Raw genomic sequence first — 26,035 nt, 5'->3', positions numbered from 1 at the left:
TGCTTGCCTTCGCCGACACCCGAACGAAACATCCCTTTTGTCGCCGCCGTGCACCGAAGGGATACGCGATGAGAGCAGCCGCCCTCTACTCGGCCACCGGGTCCGCCCTGTTGCTGGCCACCCTCGTCGCCGCCCCCGCGGGCGGCGCCCCGGCGGTCGAGGCCCCGCAGCTGCCGGGGTTGTCGGCCGAGGCGCGCGGCACCGCGGTGGCCGCCGAGCGGGCCCGGGCGGCGGGCATCGAGTTCGGCCCCTGCTCCAAGGAGCAGGACATGCCGGGCAGCATGCGGTGCGGCACGGTCGGCGTCCCGCTCGACTACGCCCGCCCGCACGGCGAGCAGATCCGCCTCACCGTCAGCCGGGTGCGCGCCACCGGCCAGGACCCGCGCAACGGCAAGCGCAAGGTGCCCCGGCAGGGCGCCCTGGTCTACAACCCGGGCGGACCGGGCGGCTCCGGCCTGTACTTCCCGCTGGTCGGCCTGCTCCCCGAGTGGAAGCGCCTCGCGGGCGCCTACGACCTCGTCGGCTATGAACCACGCGGCGTCGGTTCCTCGGCGCCGCTGTCCTGCCAGGACCCCGGACGGTTCTTCAGGGGACCGTCCGAGGCGCCGACGCACCCCTCCGAGGCGTACAAGAAGGAGCGCGTCGCCGAGGCGAAGGCCTACGCGCGCGGCTGCGCCGAGCGGACGGGCGACGCGCTGCGGCACTACCACTCCCTGAACTACGCCCGTGACCTGGACGTGCTGCGCGCCGCGCTGGGCGAGCGGAAGCTGACCTTCATGGGCGCCTCGTACGGCACCTACTTCGGCGCGCTGTACGCCACGCTGTTCCCGTCCCACGTACGGCGGATGGTGTTCGACTCGGCGGTGAACCCGGACCCGTCCGGTGTCTGGTACGGCAACAACCTCGCCCAGTCGGCCGCGTTCGAGGACCGCTGGGAGGAACTGCGGGAGTGGATCGCCGGGCACGACGACGTGTACGGGCTGGGCGACACCGCCGAACTGGTGCTGCGCAGCTACGAGAAGGCGGCGGCGCGGCTCGCCGCCGAACCGGCGGGCGGGAAGGTGGGGCCGGGCCAGTTGCAGGGCGCGTTCCTCACGGCCGGGTACTACGACGACTACTGGCCCGCCCGCGCGCACGCCCTGTCGGCGTACCTGAAGGGCGATCCGCAGCCGCTCGTCGACATCGCCGGACCGGTGGAGGAGGCGGCGGCCGAGGCGGAGAACTCCCGCGCGGTCTACACGGCCGTGGAGTGCAACGACGCGCCCTGGCCGACGGACTTCGCGGTCTGGGACCGGGACAACACCCGGCTGGCGCGGGTGGCGCCCTTCGAGACCTGGGACAACGCCTGGATGAACCTGCCGTGCGCCTACTGGCAGGCGCCCCGGCAGCGGCCGCTGGACGTGCGCACCGGGCCCGGTGAGCTGCCACCCACGCTGATCCTCGCCGCCGAGCGGGACGCGGCCACCCCCTACGAGGGCGCCATCGAACTCCACCGGCGGCTGTCCGGCTCGTCGTTGGTGACCGAACGCGACGCCGGTACGCACGGCATCGCCTACGGCCCCAACGCCTGCGTCAACGCCCATGTGGACGCCTATCTGCTGGAGGGCCGCCTCCCGGCCCGGCGCGCCTCCTGCGCGGGCCATCCGCTGCCGGAGCCGACGGCCGACGACGAGCAGACCCAGGAGCGCGGGAGCGCCGAGGCACCGGTCGCCCGTCCGGCGGCCTGAGCCGCCGGACGGTCCCGGCCTCCGTCAGGCCAGGCCGGCCACCAGTTCCGCGACCGACTTGCGGCGGCCCGTGAAGAACGGCACCTCCTCGCGGACGTGCATCCGCGCCTCCGAACCGCGCAGGTGACGCATGAGGTCGACGATGCGGTACAGCTCGTCGGCCTCGAAGGCGAGCAGCCACTCGTAGTCCCCGAGGGAGAACGAGGCGACCGTGTTGGCGCGCACGTCGGGGTAGCCGCGGGCCATCTTGCCGTGGTCGGCGAGCATCCGGCGGCGGTCCTCCTCCGGCAGCAGGTACCAGTCGTAGGAGCGCACGAAGGGGTAGACGCTGACGTACTCGCGGGGGGTCTCGTCGGCGAGGAAGGCCGGGATGTGCGAGCGGTTGAACTCGGCGGGGCGGTGCAGCGCCATGTTCGACCAGACCGGCTTCAGCGCCCGGCCCAGCTTGGTGCGACGGAAGAGGTTGTAGGCCTCCTGGAGCTGGTCGCTGGTCTCGGCGTGCCACCAGATCATCAGGTCGGCGTCGGCCCGCAGCCCGGAGAGGTCGTAGGTGCCGCGGACGGTGACGTCCTTCGCGGCGAGCTGGTCGAACAGCTCCTGGACCTCGTCCGCGTAGCCCGCACGGTCCTCGGGCAGCACGTCCTTCAACTGGAAGACGGACCACAGGGTGTAGCGGATGACCTCGTTCAGGTCCTTGGCCAGCTTGCCCTTGTTGGGAATCCGGTCGGGGGCGGTGGTGGGGGCGTCGTCGCTCATGGTTCCTATTCTCCTGTTCCGCCCTGGGGACCCGGCACCGGGTGGGCGGTGACTTCCTCCACACCGCGCGGCTCGCCGAGGACGCGGTCGACGGCGGTGTGGGCGCTCGCGACGCAGGCGGGGATGCCGACGCCGTCGTAGGCGGCGCCGCACACGGCGAGGCCCGGGAGCTTGCCGATGTGGTCGCGGACGCGGGCCACGCGCGCGTGGTGGCCCACGGGGTACTGGGGCAGGCCGTCGTCCCAGCGGGTGACCCGGGTGGCGACGGGGGCGGCGTCCAGGCCGGTCGCCGCCCGCAGGTCCTCCCGGGAGACGGCGACCAGGGCGTCGTCGTCGCGCTGGAGGATCTCCGTCTCGCCGTACCGCCCGACGGAGGTGCGCAGCACCATCAGGCCGGGGTCCTCGTCGGCGATCCAGCCCCACTTGCGGGAGGCGAAGGTGGACGCCTTGATGGTGCGTCCGTCGACCGGCGGGACCAGGAACCCGCTGCCCTCGGGGAGCCGGTCGGCGTCGGCGCGGCGGTAGGCGAGGGTGATCAGCGCCATCGACGCGTACTCGACTTCGGTCAGTTCGGACGCGGCGGCGGGGGCCTCGGCGCGCAGCAGACCGGCGGCGACGGGGGCGGGGGCGGCGAGGACCACGGCGTCGGCGTGCAGCACCCGGTCGCCGGCGACGATCCGCCAGCCGGTGTCCGCCTCGCGGCGCAGCTCGGTCACCGGGGTGCCCGTGAGGACCTCGCCGCCGCCCGCCCGGACGGCCTCGGCGACCGCGAGCGGCAGGCTGCCGACGCCGCCCTGGATGCCCATGAACACCGGCCCGGTCTGCGGGGTGGCGGCGGCCGCCCTGGCCTGGATGTCGCGGACCGCCTCGGTGAGCGAGGCGTGGCCGCGGGCGGCCTCGAAGAGCTGGGGGACGGCCGCGCGCATCGAGATGCGGTACGCGTCGCCCGCGTAGACGCCGCCGAGCAGCGGTTCCACCAGGCGGTCGACGACCTCGCGGCCCAGCCGCGCCGCCACGTACTCCCCCACCGCCACGTCGTCGCCGACCTCCGTGCGGGGCAGTTCGGTGTCGCGCTCGATGCGGGCCAGCCCTTCGTCGGACAGCACACCGGAGAGCGCCGCCGCGGTGCCGGGGACGCCCATGACATGGCCCTTGGGCATGGGGCGCAGGGCGCCGCGGGTCCAGATCGCGGCCGTGGTGGTCGCGGGCGGCTGGAGGCGGTCGGCGAGGCCCGTCGCGCGCGCGAGGTCGACGGCCTCGGGGCGGCGGGCCAGCATCGCCTCGGCGCCGAGGTCGACGCGGACGCCCGCGATCTCGCCGGGCAGCAGCTTGCCGCCGACCCGGTCCGACGCCTCCAGCACGGTCACCCGTGCCCCGCGGCCGAGCGCCCGGTGCGCCGCGGCCAGTCCGGCGATCCCCGCTCCGATGACGACGACATGCCTGGTGTCCGTTGGTGCTGCGGTCATGGCTCCACCTTCTCAGACGGCACCGACACCTCCGCCAGGGCCATGTGGCCCCACCGAGTCCCGACCGTGACCGCTTCGGGACCGGATCCGGCCAACGTCCCGGTCCGCCCGGGCGTCGAAGGTACGTCAGTCGTCACGACCCTCGGGGGTGGACCCATATGCGCACACCAGTCTCCGCACGGCGGCGTTCCGTGCGGGCTCTGGCCGGATTCCTGCTCGTCACGGCGCTCGCCCTCACCGGGTGCAGCGGAGCCGACGACAGCTCCTCCGACGGCGGCGGGAGCGCCGAGAAGGCGGTCTCGGACGCCAGGGGCGCGGCCCCCCAGGAGGGCGCCGCGGCGGACAGCGGCACGGACGAGAAGGCCCGCGACTCCGCGCCGACCCGGCCCGCCGCGAACCGCATCATCCGCACCGCCTCGCTGACCGTGCAGGTCGAGGACGTGCCGAAGGCCCTCGACGCCGCCCGTACGGCGGCCGAGAACGCGGGCGGCTTCATCGGCAGCGAGACCACCACCCGGGACGAGGACAGCGCCGAGCACACGCGCGTGGTGCTGCGGGTGCCCACCGACGCCTACCAGGAGGTCCTCACCGACCTGGAGGGCACCGGCAAGCTCCTGGAGCGCACCTCGAAGGCGCAGGACGTCACCGACCAGGTGGTGGACGTCGAGAGCCGCATCAAGACGCAGCGGGCCAGCGTCGCCCGGATCCGGGAGCTGATGGACCAGGCCACCAGGCTCAGCGACGTGGTCACCCTGGAGGGCGAACTGAGCGCCCGGCAGGCCGACCTGGAGTCCCTCCTCGCCCAGCAGGCGTCCCTCGAGGACCGCACCAGCCTCGCCACCATCACCCTCACCCTGTCGGAGAAGCCGGTGAAGGCGGAGCCGAAGGAGGACGACGACCCCGGGTTCGTGGACGCCCTCGCGGGCGGCTGGGACGCGTTCGTGACGATGCTGCGCTGGCTGGCGGTCGCGTTCGGCGCGCTGCTGCCGTTCGCGGTGGCGCTGGCCCTGCTGGCGCTGCTGTGGCTGCGGGTGGTCCGGCCCCGGCTGCCGCGACGCCCGGCCCCGGAGCCGACGACCGCGCTGGGCCCGCTGCCGCAGGCCCGTCCCGTACCGGCGCCCGGACGCGGCGACGAGGAGGGCGAGCGGGACTGAGGCGCGCACTCCCCGTAGCGTGGCGCCATGGACACCAGTCAGGGGAGCCGCGCCAGCCGGATGGTCGTGATCGGCGGTGACGCCGCGGGGATGTCCGCGGCGTCACAGGCCCGCCGTCTCAAGGGCCCCGACGAACTGGAGATCGTGGCCTTCGAGCGCGGCCACTTCACCTCGTACTCGGCGTGTGGCATCCCGTACTGGGTGGGCGGCGAGGTCACCGGTCCGGACGAGCTGGTCGCCCGCACCCCCGAGGCGCACCGCGAGCGCGGCATCGACGTGCGCACGCGCACCGAGGTCGTGGAGATCGACGTGCGGGCACAGCGGGTACGCGCGCGTGACGTCGGTTCCGGGGCCGAGTCCTGGACGCCGTACGACCACCTGGTGATCGCGACCGGCGCCCGGCCGATCCGGCCCGACCTGCCGGGTGTCGACGCGTCCGGGGTGCACGGCGTGCAGACCCTCGACGACGGACAGGCCCTGCTGGACACCCTGGAACGGGCGCCCGGCCGCCGGGCGGTCGTCGTCGGCGCGGGCTACATCGGCGTGGAGATGGCCGAGGCGCTCATCAACCGCGGGTACGAGGTGACGGTCGTCAACCGGGGCGCGGAGCCGATGTCCACGCTCGATTCCGACATGGGCCGTCTGGTGCACGAGGCGATGGAGGGCATGGGCATCACCATGGTCAACGACGCCGAGGTCACCGCCCTGCGCGCCGACGCCGACGGCCGGGTCGCCGCGGTGCTCACGCGGGACGCCGAGTACCCGGCGGACGTGGTCGTCCTCGGCATCGGCGTACGCCCCGAGACGTCGCTCGCCGCCGCGGCGGGGCTGCCGCTCGGCGAGCACGGCGGGCTGCTGACGGACCTGGCGATGCGGGTGCGCGGGCAGGAGAACATCTGGGCGGGCGGCGACTGCGTCGAGGTGCTCGACCTGGTCGCCGGGCGCGAGCGGCACATCGCGCTGGGCACCCACGCCAACAAGCACGGCCAGATCATCGGCACCAACGTGGGCGGCGACTACGCCACGTTCCCCGGCGTCGTCGGCACCGCCGTCAGCAAGGTGTGCGACCTGGAGATCGCCCGCACCGGCCTGCGCGAGAAGGACGCCCGCCGCGTGGGCCTGCGCTTCGTGACGGTCACCGTCGAGTCCACCAGCCGCGCGGGCTACTACCCCGGCAGCGCCCCCATGACGGTGAAGATGCTCGCCGAACACCGCACCGGCCGCCTCCTCGGCGTACAGATCGTCGGCCGGGAGGGCGCGGGCAAACGCGTCGACATCGCGGCGGTGGCCCTCACCGCGGGCATGACGGTGGACCGGATGACCACCCTCGACCTGGGCTACGCCCCACCGTTCTCCCCGGTCTGGGACCCGGTACTGGTAGCGGCCCGCAAGGCATCAAAAGCGGTGCGGAACCCAACCTCATAGGGGCGCGGGGCTGTGTCGATGTGCGGCTCCGCCGCGTGGGCGCGACCGGCCACGACGGTCCACACCCCGCAACGGCGCTACGCCGACCCGCTCAGCCGCGGCAAGGACGCCACGGACCCACTCCCCGGCGCCGCCGACGGCTGCTCCCCCGCCCCCACCCCCGGCCGGGCATGCGCAGCCGCCGCCCGGGCCGACCGCAGCCGATGGCTCACCGCCTCGTCCAGCGTCACCGGCCGCTGCATCTGCGCCGCCAGCCGCCCCGCCTCCTGGCCCAGCCGGGCCACGTCCTCCCAGGGCAGCCGCACCACGAGGGCCAGTTCCGCCTCGCCGTCCGGCAGGGCCTGCATCGGGGGAACCGCTCGGTCGTTCATCGCCTGTGTCCTCACGTCGTCGGCCGACAAGACCTACGCGAAGACATACGCACGCCCGGACAGCCGTGTTCACCGATTCACGGCACGTATCGGGGGCACTACTTCTGTGTGGTCATCCCCGTCCATGACGTGAACCCGGTGCGCCGCACCCCGTACGTGACGTACGCGCTGATCGCCGCGAACGTGTTCGTCTTCCTCTTCATGCCCGGTCTGGCCGGTTCCGTGGCGGGCGACAGCAGCCTGGCGCAGTACTGCCACCTCCAGGCGTTCCTCGACCAGTACGCGGTCGTGCCACGCGAGTTGATCCACCATCAGATGCCCCGGCTGGTGCCCACCGGCGACGTCGGCGTGGGACCGCAGGGTCCGGGCTGTCTGGTGGGCCCGCCGGGCTACGACAAGTCGGCGGAGCTGAGCGTGCTCACCGCGATGTTCCTGCACGGCGGCTGGCTGCACCTGCTGGGCAACATGCTCTTCCTGCTGATCTTCGGCAACAACATCGAGGACCGCATGGGCCATGTGCGCTTCGCGCTCTTCTACGGCGCCTGCGGCTACGCGGCGACGTACGGCTTCGCGCTTCTCAACGACGGTTCGGCGGAACCGCTGATCGGCGCCTCCGGGGCGATCGCCGGGGTGCTGGGCGCCTATCTGGTGCTGTACCCGAAGGCCAGGGTGTGGGTGCTGGTGCCGTTCCTGGTCTTCCTGCCGCTCCGGCTCCCGGCCTGGCTGGTGCTGGGCTTCTGGTTCGTGCTCCAGGCGGTGTACTCCTCCGGCACGGGGGTCTCCGACGCGGGCACCGTGGCGTACGCGGCGCACATCGTCGGCTTCCTCGCCGGGATGCTCATCGCCTGGCCGCTCAGGCGGGGCACCCCACCGCCGCCGGAGCCGCGCGGCCTGCTGTTCGGCAGGCAGGCCCGGCCCCGGCACACCTGGTGAGGGTCAGCGCGCCGTCCGCGTGTGGACGTACTCCACCAGCCTGGTGAGCGCGTCCGGTTCGGTGGTCGGCAGGACGCCGTGGCCGAGGTTGAAGACATGGCCCTCCAGGCCCGCCGCCGCGTCCAGCACCTCGCGGGTCTTGGCCTCGACGGCCTGCTGGGGGGCGAAGAGGACGGCGGGGTCGAGGTTGCCCTGGAGCGCCTTGCCGGGGCCGACGCGGCGGGCGGCCTCGTCCAGCGGGACCCGCCAGTCGACGCCGACGACGTCCGCGCCCGCCTCGCCGAGCAGGCCGAGCAGCTCGCCGGTGCCGACGCCGAAGTGGATGCGCGGGACGCCGTACTCCTCGACGGCCCGGAACACCTTGGCGGAGGCGGGCATGACCGAGCTGCGGTAGTCGGCGGGGGCGAGGGCGCCGACCCAGGAGTCGAAGAGCTGTACGGCGCTGGCGCCGGCCTCGATCTGCACCTTCAGGAAGGCGGCCGTGATGTCGGCGAGCCGGTCGAGCAGGTCGGCCCACAGCTCGGGGTCGCCGTACATGAGCGCCTTGGTGTGCTCGTGGTTGCGGGACGGGCCGCCCTCGACGAGGTAGCTCGCGAGGGTGAACGGGGCGCCCGCGAAACCGATGAGCGGGGTCTCGCCCAGCTCGGCCGTGAGCAGGCCGATCGCCTCGGTGACGTAGGAGACGTCGTCGGGGGTGAGGTCGCGCAGCCGGGCCAGGTCGGCGCGGGTGCGGACGGGGCGCTCGACGACCGGGCCGACGCCGGGCTTGATGTCGAGGTCGATGCCGATGGCCTTGAGCGGGACGACGATGTCGCTGAAGTAGATCGCCGCGTCGACGCCGTGCCTGCGCACCGGCTGGAGGGTGATCTCGGTGACCAGCTCGGGCCGCATGCAGGACTCCAGCATGGGGATGCCCTCGCGGACCTTGCGGTACTCCGGCAGGGAGCGCCCGGCCTGCCGCATGAACCACACCGGTGTGTGCGGCACCGGCTCGCGCCTGCACGCCTTGAGGAAGGCGGACTCGTACGTGGCTGTCGGCTGCTTGCCCGTCGGGCTTCCGTTGGCACTCACGGGAAGAGTCTCCCACGCCCCGGGGACGCCTTCGCCCGTGGCCCGGCGACCGCCGCCCGGCGGCCGGGCGGGGTGTCCTCCCTGCGCTGGGCCCGCGTTCCGCTTAATCTTCCCCGCATGGCTGCGGCTCAGGGACGACTGTCGGACGGCGCTGGCGGAATGGACGAACAGAAGGAGAGCGAAGACGGGGTCCTGCATACCGGCGAGACGGTTCCGCCGCCCTTCCGGGCCGCCGTCGACGCGCTGCGGTCGGCGCGGCTGCGGCCGCAGGTGGAGGTCGAGGCGACCCGTGCGCCGCGACGGCTCGCGCCGTTCGCCTACGCGCTGGAGGCCACGGTGGTCGACGGTGAGCAGGACCTGGCCGACGGGCGGCTGGTGCTGCTGCACGACCCGGCCGGGCACGAGGCCTGGCGGGGGGCGTTCCGGCTGGTGACGCTGGTGCGGGCGGAGCTGGAGGCGGAGATGGCGGCGGATCCGCTGCTGCCGGAGGTGTGCTGGTCGTGGCTGACCGGGGCGCTCCAGGCGCGCGGGCTGGCGTACGGCGAGCCGAGCGGCACGGTGACGCGGGCGAGTTCCCACTACTTCGGCGGGCTGTCCGCGCGCCCGGCGGCCTCGCAGATCGAGATCCGGGCGTCCTGGACGCCTCGGGAGGGTCTGGGGGGCGTCCCGGACACGGGGGCGCATCTGGCGTCGTGGTGCGATCTGCTGGCGCAGGTCGCCGGTCTGCCCCCGGCCGGTCCGGGGGACGCGTCGGTGGTGACGCTGCCGCAGCGCAGGGGTCCGCAGTCACACTGAGTGCCGATTCATTCGACACGCTTTGTCGACACGACCACTTTTTGACACACACCGATACGCATCGATACCGGCGTGAGCGCGACCGATCCGACTCGATCTTCGGATGATCGATCACGTGTCCGAATTGCACGGATTGTTACTCACTGGATCGTGATCATTTCCTAAAGGCGGACGCCCGGGGTGCCGAAGACGACTGTGACCTTGAAAGCACGGTTCGTCCCGGCTCCACCCCCACGAGCCGACCCCGTCCCCGCACCTCCAGGAGGCCTGGTGTCCGTTCTTCTCGAGCAGCCCGCAAGCCTGGTCGCCTACCGTCCGAACAAGCCGACCGCCATGGTGGTCGTCGCCGACCCCCGCGTCCGTTCCACCGTCACCCGCCACCTGTGGGCCCTCGGCGTACGCGATGTCATCGAGGCCTCGTCCGTCGCGGAGGCCCGCCCCCGCATCGGCAACCCGCGCGACATCTGCGTCGCCGACGTCCATCTGCCGGACGGCTCCGGCCTCACCCTGCTCTCCGAGACCCGTGCCGCGGGCTGGCCCAACGGCCTCGCCCTGTCCGCCGCCGACGACATCGGCGCGGTGCGCAACGCCCTCGCGGGCGGCGTCAAGGGCTACGTCGTCACCGGGACCCGCACCAACATCGGGCTCCCCACCCGACCGGGCGCCGCCCCGATCGGCGCCGCCGCCGCCCGGCTGCACCGCCGCCCCCCGGGTGCCCCGAGTCACCCGGGTGGCTACCGCGAGCTGTCCGGCCGCGAGGTGGAGGTGCTCCGCCTGGTCGCCGAGGGCCAGTCCAACAAGGCCATCGGCGTCTCCATGGGCCTGTCCGCGCTGACCGTCAAGAGCCATCTCGCCCGTATCGCGCGCAAGCTGGGCACGGGCGACCGCGCGGGCATGGTGGCGGTCGCCCTGCGCACCGGCATCATCCACTGAAACCTCCTCCCCCACCCACACCCCCACTCCCTTCCGAGCCGCACACCACCGACTTCCCGACCCCCGCGCACCCGACAGGCGCGCGCCCCCGACGGGGCGCGCGCCTGTGCGCTTGCACCACCCTGTGCGCCCCTTCCCCGGCCGGGCCGGACCGATCATGGATTCCCGCCGCGTTTCGGCAGGTCAGACAGCCATTGGCCGGAACGTGCAGGTCAGGCCGTCGAACATCCGGATACCCTTGACAGGTGACCGACGCCCAAGAGACCGCAGCAGACACTTCACTGCGAACCACCGGGGGCGCCCCTCCGGACGACGGCGGATCTTCTGAGACGGAGGCGCCGATCCCCCTGCTGGAGCCCCGTGAGGGCATTCCACCGGTGGTCGCGGACGCGGAGACCCTCGCCCAGGTCGTCGCGGCCTTCGCCGCCGGCTCCGGCCCCGTCGCCGTGGACGCCGAACGCGCCTCCGGCTACCGCTACGGCCAGCGCGCCTATCTGGTGCAGCTGCGCCGGGAGGGCGCGGGCACCGCGCTGATCGACCCCGTGGCCTGCCCCGACCTGTCCGGGCTCGGCGAGGCGCTCGGCGGTGTGGAGTGGGTGCTGCACGCCGCCACCCAGGACCTGCCCTGTCTGCGCGAGATAGGCATGGTGCCCACGCTGCTCTTCGACACCGAGCTGGCCGGACGGCTCGCCGGGTTCCCCAGGGTCGGGCTCGGCGCCATGGTGGAGGGCGTGCTGGGCTTCGTACTGGAGAAGGGGCACTCCGCCGTCGACTGGTCGACCCGGCCGCTGCCCGAGCCCTGGCTGCGCTACGCCGCCCTCGACGTGGAACTCCTCGTCGACCTGCGGGACGCGCTGGAGAAGGAGCTGGACCGGCAGGGGAAGCTGGAGTGGGCCCGGCAGGAGTTCGACGCGATCGCCTCCGCCCCGCCGCCCGAGCCCCGCAAGGACCCCTGGCGGCGCACCTCCGGGATGCACAAGGTGCGGCGCCGCCGTCAGCTCGCCGTGGTGCGCGAGCTGTGGCAGACCCGCGACCGGATCGCACAGCGGCGGGACATCTCGCCGGGCAAGGTGCTCTCCGACGCGGCGATCGTCGAGGCCGCGCTCGCCCTGCCCTCGAATGTGCACGCGCTCGGCGCGCTGAACGGCTTCGGGCCGCGCACCGGACGGCGGCAGCTGGAGCAGTGGCAGGCCGCCGTGGACCGGGCCAGGGCCCTGACCGAGGCGCAGCTGCCGCAGCCCGGACAGCCGGTGGCGGGACCCCCGCCGCCCCGCGCCTGGGCCGACAAGGACCCCGTGGCGGCGGCCCGGCTCTCCGCGGCGCGCGCCGGGGTCTCCGCGCTGGCCGAGCGGATCGGCATGCCGCAGGAGAACCTGATCACCCCGGACACCGTGCGCCGGGTGTGCTGGGAGCCGCCGTCGGACATGACCGCCGAGTCGGTCGGTGCCGCGCTCACCGGGTACGGGGCCCGGCCCTGGCAGGTGGAGCTGGTGACGCCGGTGCTGGTGGAGGCGCTGTCCGCGAAGGGCGAGTGAGCGTCACCGCGTCGCGCCCCGGGTGAAGCCGTTGTAGATGAACCGCTGGAGGAACAGGAAGACGATCAGCGTCGGGAGGATCACCAGCACCGCTCCCGCCGAGATCGTCTCCCAGTGGGCGCCGAAGGGGCCCTTGAAGCGGAACAGGGACGTCGAGATCACTCCCAGCTCCTCGGACGGCATGTAGAGGAAGGGGATGTAGAAGTCGTTGTAGACGGTGATCCCCTTCACGATCACCACCGTCGCGATCGCCGGTTTCAGCAGCGGGAGGACGATCCTCCAGTAGATGGTGAAGGCGCCCGCGCCGTCCAGCCGGGCCGCCTCGTCCAGGGAGACCGGGATCGACCGGACGAACTGGAGGAAGATGTAGATCGAGACGATGTCGGTCCCCATGTAGAGGACGATCGGCGCCCAGAGGCTGTCGAACATGCCGAGGCTGTTGACGATCTGGAAGGTGGCCACCTGGGTGGTGACGCCGGGAACCAGGGCGGCGACCAGGAAGAGCGCGACCACCAGCTTGCGGAACCGGAAGGTGAAGCGGTCGATCGCGTAGGCCGTCATCGAGCCGATGAGGACCGTACCGCCGATGGCGACGACCAGGATGACGGCGGTGTTGACGAACGCCTGGAGCATCTCGCCGTCCCGGAACGCCGTGGCGTAGTTGTCCAGGTGGAACAGGTCGTCCGGGAGCGCCAGCGCTCCACTGCCGTCCGCCATCTCCCGCTCGGACTTCAGCGAGGTGAGGAGTACGGCGGTCAGCGGGAGCAGTACGACGACGGTCGCGGCGATCAGGGACAGGTACACGAGGGTGCGGGGCACCGCGCGGCGCGTCATGCGAGATCCACCTTGTCGTCGGGGACGAGACGCCGTTGCACCCAGGTCACGGCCAGCACGATGAGCAGCAGCACGACCGCCGCCGCGGAGGCGAGCCCGGTCTTGTTGAACTGGAAGGCCAGCTTCACGGTCTGGATCACGAAGGTCTCGGTGCCGGTCGCCCCGCCGGTCATGATGTACGGGATCTCGAAGACGGCGAGGGACCCGGAGACGGACAGGATCACGGCCAGGGACAGCACCGGCCTGATGCCCGGCGCGATGATGTACCGGAACTGGTGCCAGCGGCTGGCCCCGTCCAGTTCGGCCGCCTCGTACAGCTCCCCCGGGATGGACTGGATCGCGCCGAGGAAGAGCACGAAGTTCAGGCCCAGGTAGCGCCAGACGGAGACGGCGGCCAGTGAGGTGTTCGCCGACTCCGGGGTGCCGAGCCAGGCGCGGTCGGTCTCCACGCCGAGCAGGCCCAGTACGGAGTCGAGGGTGCCGCCGTCCTGGAAGAAGTAGAGGAAGACGAATCCGATCGCGACCCCGTTGATCAGGTACGGGAAGAACAGCACGCCCTTGAAGAAGTTCCGGAAGCGGACGTTGAAGCTGAGGATCGTCGCGAAGTAGAGCGCGGCCACGATCTGGACGACGGAGGCGGCCAGGTAGTAGCCGCTGACCCAGAAGACCTCGAACAGGTCGGGGCGGGTGAAGAGTTCGGTGTAGTTCTCGGTCCCGGTGTAGTGCAGCTCGGGGCTGACGCCGTCCCAGTCCGTGAAGCTGTACGCCACCATGTTGGCGATCGGCGCGTAGGTGAAGACGATCAGCAGGGTGAGCGGGGCCAGCAGGAACAGCCAGGGGGTGACCCCGCGCCTCAGACGGGCCGGGCGCGGGGCCGGTGCCGGTACGGGGGCGGGGTGTGCCGCCGCCTCCGCACCGGTCGCGACGGCCGCCTCGCGGGTCGTCTCCGTCATCAGGACCCCAGGGCCGCTTGGGTCTCGGTCCACTTCTCGCTGAGACGTCCGAGGAAGTCGTCCAGGCTGCCCTTGGTGGCGCCGCGGGCGAGGTCGACGAGGTCCTGGCGGTAGTCGGGCTTGTTGATGCCGACCTCGGACTGGTTGTCGATGGACTTCACCTCGGCGCCCTTGGTGTCATCGAGGTCGAGGAGCTTCACGCCGTTCTCCTCGTAGTCCTTGAGGACGTCGGGCAGCGGGGCGTCCTTGAGCGGGTTCAGCGCCAGGTTGTCCGCCGCGTAGCCGGACTCGTCGGTGAACCAGTCGATCCAGGCGCGGGCGGCGGCCTTGTGCTCGGAGTGGACGTTGACGGCCTGCTGGTAGTCGGGGAGCGTCACCGCGCAGAACGTGCCGTCGTGCTGGACGGGGAAGGGCATGAACCCGATGTCGTCGGGGTCGGTGCCCGCCTGCTCCGCGGCGCCCCGCATCTGGATGACCGCCCAGGAGCCGAGCCACATGGTGGCGATCTCACCCTTGGCCAGCCGGGGCTTGGACGCCTCCCAGTTGGTGGTCGTCGGGTCCTTCTCGACGAGCCCTTCGTGGACGATGTCGTGGAGCAGGGTGTCGGCGGTGCGCAGGTCGGCGCCCTCGGCCCAGGGGTCGCCCTCGGCGAGCCTGGTGGTGGCCTGCTCGTCGCAGCTGACCGAGCCGTTGACCTGGGTCCACTGGCTGAGCGGCCACATGTCCTTGAAGTTGGTGTAGTACGGGATCGCGTCGGTCCCGGACCTGATCGCCTTCAGGTCGTCGAGGAACTCGGTTGGTGTGGCGGGCCAGTCGGTGATCCCGGCCTCGCTCCACACCCGCTTGTTGTAGACGAAGCCGGGGACCGCTCCGAGCGGGCTCTGGCCGTACACCTTCCCGTCGACGGTGCTGTAGTCGGTGAAGCGGTACTTCGCGCCGCGCTCCTCCTGGGTGCCGAGGGAGGCGAAGAACTTCGGGTAGTCCTTCTTCTCGATCACGCCGGGGATCATGAGGACATCGCCGTAGTTCTCCGTGTTCATACGGATCTTGACTTCGCCCTCGTAGTCGGTGATGCCGTCGAACTTCACCTTCACCTTGGGATAGGTCCTGTTGAAGTCCGCGGCGTACTTCTCCAGCGTCCCGTCCTGCACCAGGTCGGTCCGGTGGGTGAGCACGGTGATGGTGCCGCTGACCTTCTTCGGGTCGTCGGGCGCCTCGGCGTCGGCGCCCTCCGAGTCGCCCGCTGTACCGGTACAGGCGGCGAGCAGCAGCGCGGCCGTGGTGGCGGCGGTGGCCAGGATCGTGCGGCGGTTCATGTGCATCAGCTCCGTTCGTGGGACGGACGAGCACGTGCTGAGTTGGCTGGTTCGGCACTCTGACAGGCCGTCACTGAACCGGTAAAGTCCCAATCCCGCCAAGGTTGCAGAAATGTTTCGAGGCTCGCCCATAGACCGGTTAAGGAGCGCTCATGCTTCAGGCCACACCGCTCACCGAGGGATGGATCCTGCGACACCCCGACGACGCGGGCGCGGTGCTCCCGGCCACCGTGCCGGGCTGTGTGCACACCGATCTGCTGGCGGCCGGGCTCATCCCGGACCCGTTCCTCGGCGCCGACGAGGCCGAGGTGGCCTGGGTGGGACGCCGGGAGTGGACGTACGAGCGGCGGCTGCGGGCCGGGGCCGGGCACGAACAGACCGACCTGGTCTTCGACGGCCTCGACACCGCCGCCGAGATCCTGCTGGACGGCCGGGTGCTGGGCCGGGTGCGGAACATGCACCGCTCGTACCGCTTCGACGTGACCGGTCTCGAGGGGCTGCTCACCGTGCGGTTCGCCTCCGCGTACGCCGAGGCGGAGGCGGTGCGCGGGCGGCTGGGCGAGCGGCCCGGCGCCTACGCCGAGCCCTACCAGTACATCCGCAAGATGGCCTGCTCCTTCGGCTGGGACTGGGGCCCGACCCTGGTGACGGCCGGGATCTGGCGGCCGGTGCGCCTGGAGCAGTGGTCGACGGCCCGGATCGCCCGGGTCCGCCCGCTGGTCACCGTCGAGGACGGCACCGGCCGCGTCGAGCTGCGCGTCGACGTCGAACGCAGCCGAGTGGAGGCCGAGCTGACCGTCGAGGCCCGGATCGGGGACGTCCGGGCGCGCGGACGGATCGACGGCACGGAGGGCGTCGTACGCCTGGACGTGCCCGGCGCCGAGCTGTGGTGGCCGCGCGGGTACGGCGAACAGGCGTTGTACGACGTCGAGGTGACGCTGGCGCACGGCACCGAGGCGCTCGATGGGTGGCGGCGCCGGATCGGGTTCCGCACCGTCGGGCTGGACACCTCCGCCGACGCGCACGGCACCGGGTTCACCCTGGTCGTCAACGGGGAGCGGCTGTTCGCGCGGGGCGTCAACTGGATCCCGGACGACGTCTTCCCCTCCCGGGTCACGGCCGAGCGGTACCGCCGCCGGCTCACCCAGGCGGCCGACGCGGGCGTGGACCTCGTCCGGGTGTGGGGCGGCGGGATCTACGAGAGCGAGGACTTCTACACCGCCTGCGACGAGCTGGGCCTGCTGGTCTGGCAGGACTTCCCGTTCGCCTGCGCCGCCTACCCGGAGGAGCAGCCGCTGCGCGGCGAGGTGGAGGCCGAGGCACGGGAGAACGTCGTACGGCTGATGCCGCACCCGTCGCTGGTGCTGTGGAACGGCAACAACGAGAACCTGTGGGGCTTCCGGGACTGGGGCTGGGAGCCGCGGCTGGCCGGGGACTCCTGGGGCGAGGGGTACTACCTGGGGCTGCTGCCGCGCGTGGTCGCCGAACTCGACCCGACCCGCCCCTACACGGCGGGCAGCCCCTGGTCCGGGTCCTGGCGGCACCACCCGAACGATCCGGCGCACGGCACGCACCACTCCTGGGAGGTGTGGAACCGCGTCGACTACGACGGCTACCGGCGCGACGTGCCCCGCTTCGTGGCCGAGTTCGGCTGGCAGGCGCCGCCCGCGTACGCCACCCTGCGGCGCGCGCTGCCGGGCGAGGCGCTGGCGCCGGACTCCCCCGGCATGCTGCACCACCAGAAGGCCGACGACGGCAACGGCAAGCTGCGGCGCGGTCTGGAGCGGCACTTCGCCTTCCCCGAGGGCGACTTCGACCGCTGGCACTACCTCACCCAGGTCAACCAGGCGCGGGCGGTCGCCGCCGGGATCGAGCACTGGCGGTCGCACTGGCCGGTGTGCGCGGGCACGATCGTCTGGCAGCTCAACGACTGCTGGCCGGTGACCTCGTGGGCCGCGATCGACGGCGACGGGCGGGAGAAGCCGCTCTACCACGAGCTGCGACGGCTGTACGCCGACCGGCTGCTGACGCTGCGGGAGGAGGACGGCGGGCTGACGCTGGTCGCCGTCAACCAGGCGGCGAGCGGCTGGAGCCAGGCGGTGCTGCTGCGCCGGGTGTCCGTGGCGGGCCCGGTGCTGGGCGCGGCGCGCGTGGAGTTCACGGCCGGGCGGCGGGCGGTGACGCGGGTGCCGGTGCCCGCGGAGGTGGTGCCCGACGGGGCCAAGGAGTTCCTGGTCGCGGACGCCGGGGAGCTGCGGGCGCTGCACTTCCCGGCGCCGGACCGGGAGATCCCGTACCCCCGGCCGGAGTTCGACGTGACGCTGGCGCCGGGCGGGGTCACGGTGCGGGCGCACACCCTCGTACGGGACCTGCTGCTCCAGGCGGACCGGCTGGAGCCGGGCGCGCGGGCCGATCGCGGGCTGGTGACGCTGCTTCCCGGCGAACGGGTGACCATCCAGGTCACCGGCTGGAAGACTCCGGACGCGGCCGCCGCCCGGTCGGCCCTGTACTGCGTGGAGCCCACTCGATGACATCGACGCCGTCCACCCGCGTCACCATCAAGGACGTCGCCGCGCGCGCCGGCGTGTCCAAGGGTGCCGTGTCGCTCGCCTTCAACCACAAGCCGGGGCTGTCCGAGGCGACCCGGGACCGGATCTTCCGGGCCGCGCGGGAGCTGGGCTGGGCGCCGAACCTCACCGCGCGGTCGCTGGCCGGGTCCCGGGTGGACGTGGTGGGCCTCACGGTGTGCCGTCCGGCGCGGATGCTGGGGCTCGAGCCCTTCTACATGGAGTTCGTGTCGGGCGTGGAGAGCGTGCTGATCGAGCACTCCTGCTCCCTGCTGCTGCGGCTGGTGAACAGCGTGGAGGAGGAGGCCGGGCTGCTGGAGTCGTGGTGGAAGGCGCGGCAGATCGGCGGCTCGATCCTGGTGGACTTCCGCGCGGACGACCCCCGGGTGGCGGTCGCCGGGCGGCTGGGGCTGCCGGTGGTGGCGGTCGGGCACCCGTCCCTCACCGGCGGGCTGACCTCGGTGTGGACCGACGACGCCACCGCCGTCACCGAGGCGGTGCGCTATCTGGCGGCGCTCGGGCACCGGCGGATCGCCCGGGTCGGCGGCGCGGCGGCCCTCGGGCACACCGCCATCCGCACCGCCGCCTTCGACACGGCGGCCCGGGAGCTGGGGCTGGCCGGGGCCTCGCAGGTCGCCACCGACTTCTCCGGTGCCGCGGGAGCGCGGGCGACGCGCTCCCTGCTGACGGCGGCCCCGCGGGACCGGCCGACCGCCATCGTCTACGACAACGACATCATGGCGGTGGCCGGTCTCTCGGTCGCCACCGAGATGGGGCTGCGGGTGCCCGCCGACGTCTCCCTGCTGGCCTGGGACGACTCTCAGCTGTGCCGCCTCACCCATCCGACGCTCTCCGCGATGAGCCATGACGTGCACGGGTTCGGCGCGGAGGTGGCCCGCACGCTGTTCGGTGCGATCATGGGCGGGGCGCACGGCTCCCATCCGGTGCCGACACCGGTACTGACGCCCCGGGGTTCGACGGCTCCCCCGAAAGTGTGACCTTCGCCGCTAAGAGCGGGGGGACTGGGCAGCTACGTTACCCACAAGTAGCATGGGCCTGAGCGCGCGCTCAGCGCATCGCAGCAGTGCCGTCCCGCACCTCTGGAGGAGAGCCATCGTGCCTCGTACCGTCAGGGACGTCGTCTTCGTAGACGGCGTCCGCACCCCGTTCGGCAAGGCGGGCCCGAAGGGCATCTACCACGAGACCCGCGCCGACGACCTCGTCGTGAAGGCGATCCGGGAGCTGCTGCGCCGCAACCCCGGCCTCGACCCGAAGCAGATCGACGAGGTCGCCATCGCCGCGACCACCCAGATCGGCGACCAGGGCCTCACCCTCGGCCGCACCGCGGGCATCCTCGCCGGACTGCCGCAGTCCGTCCCCGGCTACTCCATCGACCGGATGTGCGCGGGCGCCCTGACGGCCGTGACGACGACGGCCGGTTCCATCGCCTTCGGCGCCTACGACGCCGTCATCGCGGGCGGTGTCGAGCACATGGGCCGCCACCCGATGGGCGAGGGCGTCGACCCCAACCCGCGGTTCGTCAGCGAGAAGCTGGTCGACGAGTCCGCCCTGTTCATGGGCATGACCGCGGAGAACCTGCACGACCGCTACCCGCACATCACCAAGCTGCGCGCCGACGAGTACGCCGTGCGCTCCCAGGAGAAGGCCGCCAAGGCGTACGCCAACGGCAAGATCCAGGCCGACCTGGTGCCGATCTCCGTGCGCCGTACCAACCCGGAGGGCGGCGAGACCGGCTGGGGCCTGGTCACCGCCGACGAGCCGATGCGCCCGGGCACGACGCTGGAGAACCTGGCCGGGCTCAAGACGCCGTTCCGCGTGCACGGCCGGGTCACCGCCGGCAACGCGGCCGGTCTCAACGACGGCGCCACCGCCTCCATCATCGCCAGCGAGGACTTCGCCCGGGAGAACGACCTCCCGGTCAAGATGCGCCTGGTCTCCTACGCCTTCGCGGGCGTCGAGCCCGAGGTCATGGGCTACGGCCCGATCCCGGCCACCGAGAAGGCCCTCGCCAAGGCGGGCCTGGACATCTCCCAGATCGGCCTGTTCGAGATCAACGAGGCCTTCGCCGTGCAGGTGCTGGCTCTCCTCGACCACTACGGCATCGCCGACGACGACGAGCGCGTCAACCAGTACGGCGGCGCCATCGCCTTCGGCCACCCGCTGGCCTCCTCCGGTGTCCGGCTGATGACCCAGCTGGCCCGCCAGTTCGAGGAGCAGCCCCAGGTCCGTTACGGCCTGACCACCATGTGCGTCGGCTTCGGCATGGGCGCGACCGTCATCTGGGAGAACCCGCACTTCGAGGGGGACAAGTGAGCACCACCGCTGAGCTATTGAAGGGCGCGGCCGAGCTGTTCCCCGACGAGGTCGTCACCAGCGCGCACGTGCGCCACTTCGACCTGCCGTACGGCGCGGGCAAGTTCGCGCTGATCACCCTCGACAACGGGTTCGACCACACCAAGCCGACCACCTTCGGCCCCCAGTCGCTGGCGAACCTCAACGCCGCCATCGACCAGGTCGAGAAGGAGGCCGCGGACGGCGACATCGTCGGCGTCGGCGTCACCGGCAAGCCGTTCATCTTCGCCGTCGGCGCCGACCTCAAGGGCGTCGAGCTGCTGAAGCGGCACGAGGACGCGCTCGCCATCGGCAAGGGCGGCCACGAGGTCTTCAAGCGCCTCGCCTCCCTCGCCGTACCGACGTTCGCGTACTACAACGGCGCGGCGATGGGCGGCGGCGTCGAGGTCGGCCTGCACTGCACCTACCGCACGGTGTCCAAGGCCGTGCCCGCGTTCTCGCTGCCCGAGGTCTTCCTCGGCCTGGTGCCCGGCTGGGGCGGCTGCGCCCTGCTGCCGAACCTGATCGGCGCCGAGAACGCCGTCAAGGTCATCATCGAGAACAGCCTCAACCAGAACAAGCAGCTCAAGGGTCAGCAGGTCTTCGACCTCGGGATCGCCGACGCGATCTTCGAGGGCGCCGACTTCCTGGAGCAGTCGCTGCTGTGGACCGCGAGCGTCCTCAAGGGCGACATCAAGGTCGAGCGCCCGGTCATCGACCGCGGTCAGGCCTGGGACCAGGCCGTCGCCACCGGCCGCTTCATCGCCGACGGCAAGGTGCACGGCGCCGCCCCGGCCGCCTACCGCGCCCTGGACATCATCGCCGCCGCCAAGGACGGCGACCTCCAGGCGGGCTTCGACGCCGAGGACCAGGCGCTGGCCGACCTCATCATGGGCGGTGAACTGCGCGCCGGGCTCTACGCGTTCAACCTGGTGCAGAAGCGCGGCAAGCGTCCCGCGGGCGCCCCGGACAAGAACCTCGCCCGCCCGGTCACCAAGGTGGGCGTGGTCGGCGCGGGTCTGATGGCCTCGCAGCTCGCCCTGCTGTTCCTGCGCCGCCTCGAGGTGCCGGTCGTCCTCACGGACATCGACCAGGAGCGCATCGACAAGGGTGTGGGTTACGTCCACGCCGAGATCGACAAGCTGCTCGGCAAGGGCCGGATCAACCAGGACAAGGCCAACCGCCTCAAGGCGCTGGTGACCGGTGTCCTGGACAAGGCCGAGGGCTTCGCGGACGCGGACTTCGTCATCGAGGCCGTGTTCGAGGAGATGGGCGTCAAGCAGCAGGTCTTCGCGGAGGTCGAGGCGGTCGCCCCGGCGCACGCGATCCTCGCGACGAACACCTCGTCCCTGTCGGTGTCGGAGATGGCGGCGAAGCTGAAGCACCCCGAGCGGGTCGTCGGCTTCCACTTCTTCAACCCGGTCGCGGTGCTGCCGCTGCTGGAGATCGTCCGCGGCGAGCGGACCGACGACGCCTCCCTCGCGACCGCGTTCGCGGTGGCCAAGAAGCTGAAGAAGACCGCGGTCCTGGTGAAGGACGCCCCGGCGTTCGTCGTCAACCGCATCCTGACCCGCTTCATGGGCGAGATCCAGAACGTCATCGACGAGGGCACCCCGGTCGAGGTCGCCGAGAAGGCGGTCGAGCCGCTGGGCCTGCCGATGTCCCCGCTGGTGCTGCTGGAGCTGGTCGGCCCGGCGATCGGCCTGCACGTCTCCGAGACGCTCAACCGGGCGTTCCCGGACCGCTTCACGGTCTCCCCGAACCTGAAGGCGGTCGTCGAGGCGGGCAAGCGCGGCTTCTACGTCTACGACAGCGGCAAGCCCGAGCTGGACCCGGAGGTCGCCGCGCTGCTGAAGCAGGGCGACACCGTCCTGACCGAGGAGCAGGTGCGGGCGCGGGTCCTGGACGCGGTGGCGCAGGAGATCGGGCTGATGCTCGACGAGGGCGTCGTCGCCGAGGCCCAGGACATCGACCTCTGCCTGATCACCGGCGCGGGCTGGCCCTTCCACCTGGGCGGCATCACGCCGTACCTGGACCGTGAGGGCGTCGCCGAGCGGGTGAACGGGAAGCGGTTCCTTAAGCCGGGCGTGGCGAGCGTGCCCCAGTAGGCGGTTCGCCTTCCGTTCGTACGGTGCCCCGCACGCCTCCCGGTGTGCGGGGCACCGGCGTCCGTACCACTGGAGGGCGTCAGATCTCCTGCCACGCCGCCAGTGCCAGCCCCGGCTCGTCCTTCTGACGGGACAGCCGCAGGACTCCGTCCGGGGTCATCGACGCGGCGACAACGCGGCCCTCGGCGTCCTCCGTGAGGGAGACCCGGGTGTCGGCGGGGAGCTGCGGTCCCGACTCCGTCCACCACAGGCCCGCCGACTCCGCCTCGGTCGGGTAGGCGGCGAAGGCGACCCGGCCGGAGGCGGAGCGCTGGGCGAGCAGGGTGCAGTCGTGGCCGTCGAGGGCGCAGCGCAGCACGGACAGCGGGCCGGGCCCCGGGACCGGGGTGAGCGGGACCGGGTCGCCGTCCGGCCGCCAGGCGTGCAGCATGCCGTCCGGGTCGGCGTAGAACAGCGTCGTGGCCTCCTTGGAGGTGGGCAGGGCGCTCAGTGTCCCCGGCACCGCCCGCACGGGCAGCGGCTCGGCGGCGACGGGGCGGGCGCCGGGCTCCTCCTGGATCCAGCGCAGGATGCCCGCGGGGCTGGTGGCGTACAGCTCCACCAGGCCCGACTCGCCGGTGACGGCGACGAGTTCCTCGTCCACCCTGGAGCCCTTGAGGTCGTGCCAGGCGTTCCAGCCGCCGCGTGCCTTCTGGTTGATGGTGTGCACGCCGAGGCCGCGGTTGCGGACGAAGACGTACGCCCGGCCGCCGGAGTCGACGGCCACGGCTGGCCCGCCCGTGCGCTCGCCGCGCCGGTTGGGGTGGCCGATGGGCAGCCAGTCGAGGGCGGCGAGGTGCCCGCGGAAGTGGACGGAGTGCACCAGGCCCGACTCGCCGTCCTTGGTGGGCCGCCAGGCCACCAGGTGGGCGTAGCCGTCGGTGCCCTGCCCGACCGCGAAGCCCGGGTGCAGTCGCTGGTCGCCGCCCGCCCTGCGCGGGGGCAGGAGCGGGCCGCCGGGGTGCCGTTCCGCCCGGCACCACACCGCGTCGTCGCCGGGGGCGTAGGCGGCGAGCCGGCCGTCGCGGCCCCGTATCAGCCAGTCGCCGTTCACTGTGCGGACCTTTGACACGTGCCCCACTGTAATCCGCAGGCGGGCGGCGCCGGTCGCGTGGGCGCGTGGGACCCTGGGTGTCATGAGTGCCCCGCTGCTGGTGATCGTCGATGCCGCGAACGTCGTCGGATCGGTGCCCGACGGGTGGTGGCGGGACCGGCGGGGAGCGGCGGAGCGGCTGCGGGACCGGCTGGCCACGGAGGGTGTGCCCGGTCAGGAGGGGCCCGTGGAGATCGTCCTCGTGGTGGAGGGCGCGGCGCGGGGGGTGGCGTCCGCGCCCGGCGTCCACGTGGAGTCGGCGCCGGGCAGCGGGGATGACCACATGGTGGAGCTGGTCGCCCGAGCGGGTGAACGGCGGTGCCTCGTCGTGACGGCGGACCGGGAGTTGCGGCGGCGGGTCACGGCGCTCGGGGCGGGGGTGCTGGGGCCCCGAGCGGTACCTCGTTGACGGCCGGGCGCCGCGGGCGGTGCGGGTTGTTCGCCGTCCGCGGCGCCGTTGTGGCTTGTCGCGCAGTTCCCCGCGCCCCTGAGGGCGATGCCCCACCCCGTGTCTAGTCCCTCGCCGCCTCTACCTCGGTCGTCTCCGTGCGGTCGGTGGGGGTCCCCCCGCTCGAGCGAAGCCGAGAGTGGGGGAGGCCGTCCAGTTTCGAGACCAGGCCCGTCACCTGGCGGGCGATGTCGGGGGCCGTGAGGCCGATCTCCGTCATGACCTGGGCGCGGGAGGCGTGGTCGAGGAAGCGGGGCGGGATGCCGAAGTCGCGCAGGGGGACGTCGACGCCCGCGTCGCGCAGTGACTGGGAGACGGCCGAGCCGACGCCGCCGACGCGGGAGTTGTCCTCGACGGTGACGACGACGCGGTGGCGCTCGGCGAGCGGGGCCAGCGCCTCGTCGACCGGCTTGACCCAGCGCGGGTCGACGACGGTGGTGGAGATGCCCTGCTTGTCGAGGAGGGACGCGATCTCCAGGCACATCGGGGCGAGGGCGCCCACGGAGACGAGGAGCACGTCCGGCCGGTCGGTGCCCGGCTCGCGCAGCACGTCCATGCCGCCGATGCGGCGTACGGCGGGCACGGCGGGGCCGACGACGCCCTTGGAGTAGCGGACCACGGTCGGCGCGTCGTCGACCTCGACGGCCTCGCGGAGCTGGGCGCGCAGCTGTTCGGCGTCACGCGGCGCGGCCATCCGCAGCCCGGGGACCAGCTGGAGCATGGACATGTCCCACATGCCGTTGTGGGAGGCGCCGTCGTCGCCGGTGACCCCGGCGCGGTCGAGGACGAAGGTGACCCCGCACTTGTGCAGGGCGACGTCCATGAGGACCTGGTCGAAGGCGCGGTTCAGGAAGGTCGCGTAGACGGCGAAGACCGGGTGCAGGCCGCCGGTGGCGAGACCCGCCGCGGAGACCGCCGCGTGCTGCTCGGCGATGCCGACGTCGTAGATGCGCTCGGGGAACGCGTCGGCGAACTTCTTCAGGCCGACCGGCTGGAGCATGGCGGCCGTGATGGCGACGATGTCCTCGCGTTCGCGGCCGAGCTTGACCATCTCGTCGCCGAAGACGGAGGTCCAGCTGGCGGCGGCGGCCTTGATGGGCAGGCCGGTGTCGGGGTGGATGGGGCCGATGCCGTGGAAGCGGTCGGCCTCGTCCTGCTCGGCGGGCTCGTAGCCGCGGCCCTTCTCGGTGAGGCAGTGGACGATCACCGGGCCGCCGAACCGCTTGGCGCGGGCCAGCGCGGACTCCAGCGCCTCGACGTCGTGGCCGTCGATGGGGCCGACGTACTTCAGGCCCAGGTCCTCGAACATGCCCTGCGGGGCGATGAAGTCCTTCAGGCCCTTCTTGGCGCCGTGCAGGGTCTCGTAGAGCGGCTTGCCGACGACCGGGGTGCGGTCGAGGAGGTCCTTGGTGCGGGCCAGGAAGCGCTCGTAGCCGTCGGTGGTGCGCAGGGTCGCCAGGTGGTTGGCGAGGCCGCCGATGGTGGGGGCGTAGGAGCGCTCGTTGTCGTTGACGACGATGACCAGCGGGCGGTCCTTGGCCTCGGCGATGTTGTTCAGCGCCTCCCAGGCCATGCCGCCGGTGAGGGCGCCGTCACCGATCACGGCGACCACGTGCTGGTCGCGCTTGAGCAGCTGGTTGGCCTTGGCGAGGCCGTCGGCCCAGCCGAGGACGGTGGAGGCGTGGCTGTTCTCGATGACGTCGTGCTCGGACTCGGCGCGCGAGGGGTAGCCGGACAGGCCGCCCTTGCCGCGCAGCTTCGAGAAGTCCTGGCGGCCGGTGAGCAGCTTGTGGACGTAGGCCTGGTGGCCGGTGTCCCAGAGCACCCGGTCGGCCGGGGAGTCGAAGACGCGGTGCAGGGCGATGGTCAGCTCGACCACGCCCAGGTTGGGTCCGAGGTGGCCGCCGGTCTTGGAGACCGAGTCGACGAGGAAGGTGCGGATCTCCTCGGCCAGCTGGTCCAGCTCCTCGAGGGTGAGCCGGTCCAGATCGCGCGGTCCCCTGATGCGGGTCAGCAGCGGCACCCGTGCCTCCTTGCAGTAGAGCTGATCGAGCTGTTGCCGGGCCTGTCGAGTCTAATGTTCCGGTCGGGTGGACGTACCACAGGAGGTGCCTAGTACGTCACGTGTTCGGCTGCCCGGCCCAAGCGGTCGCACGCGT

General features: G+C 72.4%; 21 protein-coding genes. 12 read left to right on the top strand and 9 right to left on the bottom strand.

Annotated features, from left to right (window positions below; all coding sequences use genetic code 11):
- The first annotated feature begins 68 nt into the window (after positions 1-68).
- Positions 69-1,727, top strand: coding sequence for an alpha/beta hydrolase (locus tag KBY47_RS14790; protein ID WP_210921553.1), 1,659 nt, complete (start codon positions 69-71; stop codon positions 1,725-1,727).
- Between the two features lie 24 nt (positions 1,728-1,751).
- On the opposite strand, the gene hemQ is transcribed toward KBY47_RS14790, so the two are convergent.
- Together hemQ and hemG are read right to left on the bottom strand one after the other, a co-directional pair.
- Positions 1,752-2,483: a hydrogen peroxide-dependent heme synthase gene (gene hemQ, locus KBY47_RS14785; protein ID WP_210921552.1), complete on the bottom strand. Its 732-nt coding sequence runs from the start codon at positions 2,481-2,483 to the stop codon at positions 1,752-1,754.
- Positions 2,484-2,488: 5 nt separating this feature from the next.
- Positions 2,489-3,949: a protoporphyrinogen oxidase gene (gene hemG, locus KBY47_RS14780; protein WP_210921551.1), complete on the bottom strand. Its 1,461-nt coding sequence runs from the start codon at positions 3,947-3,949 to the stop codon at positions 2,489-2,491.
- Positions 3,950-4,107: 158 nt separating this feature from the next.
- On the opposite strand from hemG, the gene KBY47_RS14775 reads away from it, so the two are divergent.
- Positions 4,108-5,103 (top strand): DUF4349 domain-containing protein, encoded by a 996-nt coding sequence (locus KBY47_RS14775; protein ID WP_210921550.1) that lies wholly within the window; start codon positions 4,108-4,110, stop codon positions 5,101-5,103.
- Positions 5,104-5,130: 27 nt separating this feature from the next.
- Positions 5,131-6,528 carry an FAD-dependent oxidoreductase gene (locus KBY47_RS14770; RefSeq protein WP_210921549.1) on the top strand — a complete coding sequence of 466 codons (1,398 nt, stop codon included), beginning with the start codon at positions 5,131-5,133 and terminating at the stop codon, positions 6,526-6,528.
- A 77-nt stretch (positions 6,529-6,605) separates the two neighbouring features.
- Here KBY47_RS14770 and KBY47_RS14765 read toward each other — a convergent pair whose 3' ends face one another.
- Complete coding sequence (locus KBY47_RS14765) at positions 6,606-6,899, bottom strand: hypothetical protein (RefSeq protein WP_210921548.1); 294 nt, start codon at positions 6,897-6,899, stop codon at positions 6,606-6,608.
- A 108-nt stretch (positions 6,900-7,007) separates the two neighbouring features.
- On the opposite strand from KBY47_RS14765, the gene KBY47_RS14760 reads away from it, so the two are divergent.
- Positions 7,008-7,832, top strand: coding sequence for a rhomboid family intramembrane serine protease (locus KBY47_RS14760; protein WP_210921547.1), 825 nt, complete (start codon positions 7,008-7,010; stop codon positions 7,830-7,832).
- Positions 7,833-7,835: 3 nt separating this feature from the next.
- Here KBY47_RS14760 and hemE read toward each other — a convergent pair whose 3' ends face one another.
- Complete coding sequence (hemE, locus tag KBY47_RS14755) at positions 7,836-8,903, bottom strand: uroporphyrinogen decarboxylase (RefSeq protein WP_210921546.1); 1,068 nt, start codon at positions 8,901-8,903, stop codon at positions 7,836-7,838.
- A 117-nt stretch (positions 8,904-9,020) separates the two neighbouring features.
- Here hemE and KBY47_RS14750 point away from each other — a divergent pair, with 117 nt between their 5' ends.
- From KBY47_RS14750 to KBY47_RS14740, 3 genes are all read left to right on the top strand, one after another.
- Positions 9,021-9,698: a DUF3000 domain-containing protein gene (locus KBY47_RS14750; RefSeq protein WP_210921545.1), complete on the top strand. Its 678-nt coding sequence runs from the start codon at positions 9,021-9,023 to the stop codon at positions 9,696-9,698.
- A gap of 270 nt (positions 9,699-9,968) precedes the next feature.
- Positions 9,969-10,631 (top strand): response regulator transcription factor, encoded by a 663-nt coding sequence (locus KBY47_RS14745; RefSeq protein ID WP_030249151.1) that lies wholly within the window; start codon positions 9,969-9,971, stop codon positions 10,629-10,631.
- A 245-nt stretch (positions 10,632-10,876) separates the two neighbouring features.
- On the top strand, positions 10,877-12,166 hold the full coding sequence (locus tag KBY47_RS14740) for a ribonuclease D (RefSeq protein ID WP_210921544.1): 1,290 nt from the start codon (positions 10,877-10,879) through the stop codon (positions 12,164-12,166).
- A gap of 3 nt (positions 12,167-12,169) precedes the next feature.
- On the opposite strand, the gene KBY47_RS14735 is transcribed toward KBY47_RS14740, so the two are convergent.
- From KBY47_RS14735 to KBY47_RS14725, 3 genes are read right to left on the bottom strand one after another with little or no spacing between them, the layout of a single operon-like run.
- Positions 12,170-13,000, bottom strand: a complete 831-nt coding sequence (locus KBY47_RS14735; protein ID WP_210921543.1) for a carbohydrate ABC transporter permease — start codon at positions 12,998-13,000, stop codon at positions 12,170-12,172.
- Complete coding sequence (locus tag KBY47_RS14730) at positions 12,997-13,953, bottom strand: carbohydrate ABC transporter permease (protein ID WP_210921542.1); 957 nt, start codon at positions 13,951-13,953, stop codon at positions 12,997-12,999. Before KBY47_RS14730 ends, KBY47_RS14735 begins: the two co-directional genes overlap by 4 nt.
- Positions 13,953-15,275, bottom strand: coding sequence for an ABC transporter substrate-binding protein (locus KBY47_RS14725; RefSeq protein WP_210921541.1), 1,323 nt, complete (start codon positions 15,273-15,275; stop codon positions 13,953-13,955). Before KBY47_RS14725 ends, KBY47_RS14730 begins: the two co-directional genes overlap by 1 nt.
- 146 nt (positions 15,276-15,421) lie before the next feature.
- Here KBY47_RS14725 and KBY47_RS14720 point away from each other — a divergent pair, with 146 nt between their 5' ends.
- The 4 genes from KBY47_RS14720 (at position 15,422) to KBY47_RS14705 (ending at position 22,296) form a co-directional block, all read left to right on the top strand.
- Entirely contained in the window at positions 15,422-17,800 is a 2,379-nt protein-coding gene (locus KBY47_RS14720) for a glycoside hydrolase family 2 protein (protein WP_210921540.1), read from the top strand.
- The gene (locus KBY47_RS14715) at positions 17,797-18,834 is read left to right on the top strand and encodes a LacI family DNA-binding transcriptional regulator (protein WP_210921539.1); all 1,038 of its coding nucleotides are present in this window, start codon (positions 17,797-17,799) and stop codon (positions 18,832-18,834) included. Before KBY47_RS14720 ends, KBY47_RS14715 begins: the two co-directional genes overlap by 4 nt.
- 118 nt (positions 18,835-18,952) lie before the next feature.
- Positions 18,953-20,170 (top strand): acetyl-CoA C-acyltransferase, encoded by a 1,218-nt coding sequence (locus KBY47_RS14710; protein WP_210921538.1) that lies wholly within the window; start codon positions 18,953-18,955, stop codon positions 20,168-20,170.
- Positions 20,167-22,296 carry a 3-hydroxyacyl-CoA dehydrogenase NAD-binding domain-containing protein gene (locus KBY47_RS14705; RefSeq protein ID WP_210921537.1) on the top strand — a complete coding sequence of 710 codons (2,130 nt, stop codon included), beginning with the start codon at positions 20,167-20,169 and terminating at the stop codon, positions 22,294-22,296. The genes KBY47_RS14710 and KBY47_RS14705 overlap by 4 nt, the downstream gene beginning before the upstream one ends.
- 79 nt (positions 22,297-22,375) lie before the next feature.
- Here the strand turns inward: KBY47_RS14705 and KBY47_RS14700 are convergent, their stop codons facing one another.
- Positions 22,376-23,389: a hypothetical protein gene (locus KBY47_RS14700; protein WP_210921610.1), complete on the bottom strand. Its 1,014-nt coding sequence runs from the start codon at positions 23,387-23,389 to the stop codon at positions 22,376-22,378.
- 82 nt (positions 23,390-23,471) lie between these two features.
- On the opposite strand from KBY47_RS14700, the gene KBY47_RS14695 reads away from it, so the two are divergent.
- Positions 23,472-23,837: an NTP pyrophosphohydrolase gene (locus KBY47_RS14695; protein WP_210921536.1), complete on the top strand. Its 366-nt coding sequence runs from the start codon at positions 23,472-23,474 to the stop codon at positions 23,835-23,837.
- A gap of 103 nt (positions 23,838-23,940) precedes the next feature.
- Here the strand turns inward: KBY47_RS14695 and dxs are convergent, their stop codons facing one another.
- Positions 23,941-25,899, bottom strand: coding sequence for a 1-deoxy-D-xylulose-5-phosphate synthase (dxs, locus tag KBY47_RS14690; protein WP_210921535.1), 1,959 nt, complete (start codon positions 25,897-25,899; stop codon positions 23,941-23,943).
- Between the last annotated feature and the right edge of the window lie 136 nt (positions 25,900-26,035).

The sequence above is a fragment of the Streptomyces sp. B93 genome, from assembly GCF_018070565.1.
Lineage (GTDB): Bacteria > Actinomycetota > Actinomycetes > Streptomycetales > Streptomycetaceae > Streptomyces.
The sequence above is the reverse complement of the archived record's forward strand: the minus strand, read 5'-3'. Positions and strand labels throughout refer to the sequence as shown.

Bases quoted from the DNA above. Each gene is read 5' to 3' on its own strand.
- KBY47_RS14790 (WP_210921553.1), top strand. From the start codon at position 69: ATGAGAGCAGCCGCCCTCTACTCGGCCACCGGGTCCGCCCTGTTGCTG.
- KBY47_RS14715 (WP_210921539.1), top strand. From the start codon at position 17,797: ATGACATCGACGCCGTCCACCCGCGTCACCATCAAGGACGTCGCCGCG.
- KBY47_RS14765 (WP_210921548.1), bottom strand. From the start codon at position 6,899: ATGAACGACCGAGCGGTTCCCCCGATGCAGGCCCTGCCGGACGGCGAG.
- hemQ (WP_210921552.1), bottom strand. From the start codon at position 2,483: ATGAGCGACGACGCCCCCACCACCGCCCCCGACCGGATTCCCAACAAG.
- KBY47_RS14770 (WP_210921549.1), top strand. From the start codon at position 5,131: ATGGACACCAGTCAGGGGAGCCGCGCCAGCCGGATGGTCGTGATCGGC.
- KBY47_RS14720 (WP_210921540.1), top strand. From the start codon at position 15,422: ATGCTTCAGGCCACACCGCTCACCGAGGGATGGATCCTGCGACACCCC.
- KBY47_RS14725 (WP_210921541.1), bottom strand. From the start codon at position 15,275: ATGCACATGAACCGCCGCACGATCCTGGCCACCGCCGCCACCACGGCC.
- hemG (WP_210921551.1), bottom strand. From the start codon at position 3,949: ATGACCGCAGCACCAACGGACACCAGGCATGTCGTCGTCATCGGAGCG.
- KBY47_RS14730 (WP_210921542.1), bottom strand. From the start codon at position 13,953: ATGACGGAGACGACCCGCGAGGCGGCCGTCGCGACCGGTGCGGAGGCG.
- KBY47_RS14735 (WP_210921543.1), bottom strand. From the start codon at position 13,000: ATGACGCGCCGCGCGGTGCCCCGCACCCTCGTGTACCTGTCCCTGATC.
- KBY47_RS14750 (WP_210921545.1), top strand. From the start codon at position 9,021: ATGGCTGCGGCTCAGGGACGACTGTCGGACGGCGCTGGCGGAATGGAC.
- KBY47_RS14775 (WP_210921550.1), top strand. From the start codon at position 4,108: ATGCGCACACCAGTCTCCGCACGGCGGCGTTCCGTGCGGGCTCTGGCC.
- KBY47_RS14695 (WP_210921536.1), top strand. From the start codon at position 23,472: ATGAGTGCCCCGCTGCTGGTGATCGTCGATGCCGCGAACGTCGTCGGA.